This window comes from Arthrobacter sp. ISL-65 (assembly GCF_018613795.1).
Classification (GTDB): Bacteria; Actinomycetota; Actinomycetes; order Actinomycetales; family Micrococcaceae; genus Arthrobacter.
On the sequence record NZ_JAGGPN010000043.1, the window covers coordinates 1 to 4,383 of the forward strand.

Here is a 4,383-nt window from a genome sequence, read left to right on the forward strand (position 1 = left end):
TCCTCGTTGACGGCGAGGGCGTAGAGGTTCACCCACTCCATGGCGCGGAGCGGATCGGTGACGCCGGTGTCCGCCGTCAGGGTCTGGAAGAGCGACGGCGCCCGGCGCCTGACGTTCAGTCCGCCGGGAAGGATGCCTTCCGCGGCGCAGCCGTTGTCCACGCATTCGCGCATGACGGCCCACAGCTTCAGCAGCTCCTCGCGGAGCTCCGCCTCGCTGCGCCACACCAGTTCATTGGCGAGCATCACGTCCGAGATCGACATCTTTTCGCGGCTGCAGATCTCCAGGAGCTCGTCGGCCGTGGTGAAGGGGTACGGCAGCGGGGTTTCGTCCGCCACCACCTTGGCGTCGGCGTCGGCATCACCGTCAACGACGAAGCCGCCGCCGATGGAGTAGAAGCTCCGTTCGCTCAGCACCGTGCCGGCGCGGTCCAGGGCGCGGAAGGTCATGCCGTTGGGGTGGGCCGGCAGGGACTTGCGCCGGTGCAGCACCACGTCCTCGTCCCAGTTGAAGTCCACCCGGTGGTCCCCGCCGATCCGGAGTTCGGCGTCCAGGGCGGCGGCTGCCACCTGGTCATCGGCGGTGGAGGTGTCCACGGTTTCCGGGTCCAGGCCCTGCAGGCCCAGCACCACGGCCTTGTCGGAGCCGTGGCCCCGGCCGGTGGCACCGAGTGACCCGAACAGCTCCGCCTGGACCCGGGTGGTGGAGCTCAGCAGCCCGCCGCCCTTGAGCCCGTCGGCGAACTGCTTCGCCGCCCGCATCGGGCCGACCGTGTGTGAGGACGAGGGCCCGATGCCAACGGAAAACAGGTCCAGGACGCTGAGGGCCATTTAGGGGACCTCTGGCGCGGCGTACTCGCGCATTGCGTCCAGGAGCCAGCGGCCCAGGTAGTCCGCGAACGAGGCGCGGGGGAACAGCCGGAAGCTCTCCTCCCCGGTCTTGAACAGGACCACCGGGATGTTGCCCACCTCGGTGTTCAGGGCGGTGCCCGGCTTGAGGGTGCGCGGGTGCAGGTCCAGGGCGCAGCCCTTTTCCAGGACTGCCCGGGCCTGCGGGCCGGACAGCTCAAACGTGGTGCGGTTGGCGGACAGGTCCACCACCTGCCCGGCGGCGTCGCCCAGGGCGGACTTCAGGGAACCGATCAGGTCCCCGCCCAGGGAATCGTGGGCGTCTTCCGGCGCCACGACCAGGAACTCCTGCGGGCCGAGCCACAGGACGCTGACCCGGTCCGTGCCGCGGACTTCGCCGCACCGCACCGGCAGGCCGCCGGTGACGGAGCCGATCCGGGTGCCGGCCTCGGAGCCGGGGTCCACGCGGACGCCGGCCATGGTCTGGAACGGGCCCTCGTTGAGGGTGACTGTTCCCTGCACGGACCCGGTCTCGAATGCTTCGGCCAGGTGTGAGGCTGGGCTGCGGCGAATTTCCCGGAGTCCATTGATGCCTGTGAAGGCTGCGGTGTTAGCCATCTTTGCGGGTCCCTTCGGGGTCAAACAGTACGGTTTCTGCCACGACTACGTCGACGAGCTGGTTGCCGGCGGCGGCCACCAGGGTCTCGCCGATCCGGTTGCGGCCGTTCTTGATCAGGGCCAGGCCGAACGACCGGCCCAAGGCGGCACTGTGGTAGCTGGAGGTCACGAAGCCCTGCATCGGGACCGGGCCGTAGGCGGGGTTCGCCGGGATGCCCTTCTCGATCAGCTGGGTTCCTTCCGGCAACCGCAGCGAGCCGTCCACCGGCAGGACGCTGACCAGGTGCTTGCGGTCATCGCGGTGCTGGTCGATGCGGGAGTAGGAACGCTTGCCGATGAAGTCCTTGGCCTTGGAGACGATCCATTCCATGCCGGCGTCCTGCGGGGTGACGGTGCCGTCGGTGTCCTGCCCGACGATCGGGTAGCCCTTCTCGGCGCGCAGCACGTGCATGGTTTCGGTGCCGTAGGGGGTGATGTTGAATTCGGCGCCGGCCGCGGCCACGGATTCCCAGGTGTTCAGCCCGTACCAGGACGGCACGTTGATTTCGTAGGCCAGTTCACCGGAGAACGAGATCCGGCAGATGCGGGCCTTCACGCCGGACGCGAGGGTGGTTTCGCGGAAGGTCATGAACGGGAACGCCTCGGCGTCCAGGCCGCCGTTGGCGGCCAGTTCCGGGGCAACCTTGGCGATGACGTCGCGGGATTTAGGTCCGACGACGGCGATCGTGCTCCACTGTTCGGTCACCGAGGTGCAGTGCACGTCCAGTTCCGGCCATTCGGTCTGCAGCCATTCCTCCAGCCAGTCCAGCACCTTGGCGGCGCCGCCGGTGGTGGTGGTCATGAAGTAGGTTTCCTCGTCCAGGCGCAGGGTCACGCCGTCGTCGAAGATCATGCCGTCCGAGAGGCACATGACGCCGTAGCGGGCGGAACCCGGGGCCAGCTTCTTGAACGCGTTGGTGTAGATCCGGTTCAGGAACTCACCGGCGTCCTTGCCGCGGATCTCGATCTTGCCGAGGGTGGTGGCGTCCATGAAGCCCACGGAGTCGCGGACGGCGGCGCACTCGCGGAGCACCGCTTCGTCCATGTCCTCGCCGTTCTGCGGGTAGTACCAGGGCCGCTTCCACTGCCCGACGTCCTCGAACAGTGCGCCCTGGGCAACGTGCCACGGGTGGATCGAGGTGACGCGGGCGGGGTCGAACAGCTCCCCGCGCTGGCGTCCGGCCAGTGCTGCGAAGGCCACCGGCGTGAACGGTGCACGGTAGGTGGTGGTGCCGATGTCGCCGATGCCCCGGGAGGCCTCGCCGGCCTGGCGGAGTGCCGCGGCGATGACGCCGATGGCGTTCACGCCGGACGTCTTGCCCTGGTCGTTGGCGGTGCTGATGGAGGTGTAGCGCTTGACGTGCTCCACGGACCGCATGCCGGCGCCGGTGGAGCGCAGGACGTCGGCCACGGACTGGTCACGCTGGAAGTCGACGAAGTGGTGGTGCCAGTCGTCGGGGGTTCCGGTCTGGCCGGGGACCAGCCACAGCTGCCGGGTCGGGGCGGATGCCTTCGGCTCCGTCAGGGCGGAGGGCTCGACGGCGGACTCGAAGCCGGCTGCGATGGCCGCCGAAGCTCCGGCCGAGACGCCCTCGGCCAGGCAGTCAGCGAGTTCGAAGCTGCCGCGGCCGGAGCCGATGGTCTGCTGGTTCGGAACCACGGTGGCCGGCACGAAGGCCGCGAGCTCCCCGTCCCAGCGCAGCTTGCCCTGGCGCTGGGAGTGGAGGTGCACCAGCGGGCTCCAGCCGCCGGACACTGCCAGCAGGTCGGCGGCGATTTCTTCGATGCCCGAGGTGAGTTCGCCGTCGTCGTTAATGCTGCGGACGGTGACGCTGTTCAGCCGGCCGTCTGAGTCAGCAGCGGTGTTGGCGACCGCGCTGCCGATCAGCACCCGGGTGCCGGCTTCGACGGCGGCGGCAGCCACCGGCGTGAAGCTGGAACGGGCGTCCACGACGGCCGCAATCTTGACGCCGGCGGCGCGCAGGTCCGAAGCCAGGGCGTAGGCGCTGTCGTTGGTGGTGCTGATGACCACGCGCTGCCCTGCGGCCACGGCGTAGCGGTTCAGGTAGCTGCGGACGGCCGAGGCGAGCATGATGCCCGGGCGGTCGTTGTTCTCAAACACCAGCGGACGCTCGTGGGCGCCGGGGGCCAGAACAACCTGGCTGGCACGGATGTGCCAAATACGCTGGCGGGAGACGCCGGCGGCGGCCGGGCTGGTGAGGTGATCGGTGCGGTTCTGGACCGCGATGACGTAGTTGGCGTCGTAGGCACCGAACGCGGTGGTGCGGTTCAGCACGGTGCTTTCGGCGCCGGAGACGAGCTCGGCCTCGACGTCGGCAACCCATTCGAGGGCGGGCTTGCCCTCGATGGTTTCCGCCAGTTCGGGGGCGGTGGATCCGGACAGCAGCGACCCGCCGAGTTCGGGCTGGTCGTCCATGAGGATGACGCGGGCGCCGCTGCGGACGGCTTCGCGGGCAGCGGCCAGGCCGGCGGGGCCGCCGCCGATCACCAGGACGTCGGCGTGGACGTACTTCTTGTCGTACTCGGCGCGGTCGTCCGCCGGGTCCAGCTTGCCCAGGCCGTTCAGGAAGCCGGCCTTCAGGCCGTCCACCAGGGAAACGGTGGTGGCGGGGAGCATGGACTCGGCAACGTCACCGGGGAACCGGGCCTCGATCCGGACCAGGGCGTTGGGCTCTTCCACGCCGGCGGCCAGGATGCCGCGGGCGCGGTCCTCGTACAGGGAGTTGCCGGCGGCGACGCGGCCGTTGGCCAGCAGCGCGGAGGCCAGGGTGTCGCCCGGGTGTCCGGTGAATTCCTCGCCGTCCACGGTGAAACGCCAGGAGATGCTGCGGTCGATGCGGCCGCCGGAGGCGAGGCG

The 4,383-nt window shown here is 69.6% G+C and carries 3 protein-coding genes; all 3 read right to left on the reverse strand.

Translation table 11 applies throughout. The features are described 5' to 3' along the window. On the reverse strand, positions 1 to 830 hold an 830-nt coding region (locus tag J7I85_RS19140; protein WP_214855473.1), incomplete at its 3' end, for a serine dehydratase beta chain. Next, positions 831 to 1,466, reverse strand: coding sequence for a sarcosine oxidase subunit gamma (locus J7I85_RS19145; RefSeq protein WP_214855476.1), 636 nt, complete (start codon positions 1,464 to 1,466; stop codon positions 831 to 833). Continuing rightward, on the reverse strand, positions 1,459 to 4,383 hold a 2,925-nt coding region (locus tag J7I85_RS19150), incomplete at its 5' end, for a sarcosine oxidase subunit alpha family protein (RefSeq protein ID WP_214855478.1). The genes J7I85_RS19150 and J7I85_RS19145, both read right to left, overlap by 8 nt.

What these genes read in the sequence shown, in the direction of transcription:
- J7I85_RS19145 (WP_214855476.1), bottom strand. Translation starts at nt 1,466, where the DNA reads ATGGCTAACACCGCAGCCTTCACAGGCATCAATGGACTCCGGGAAATT.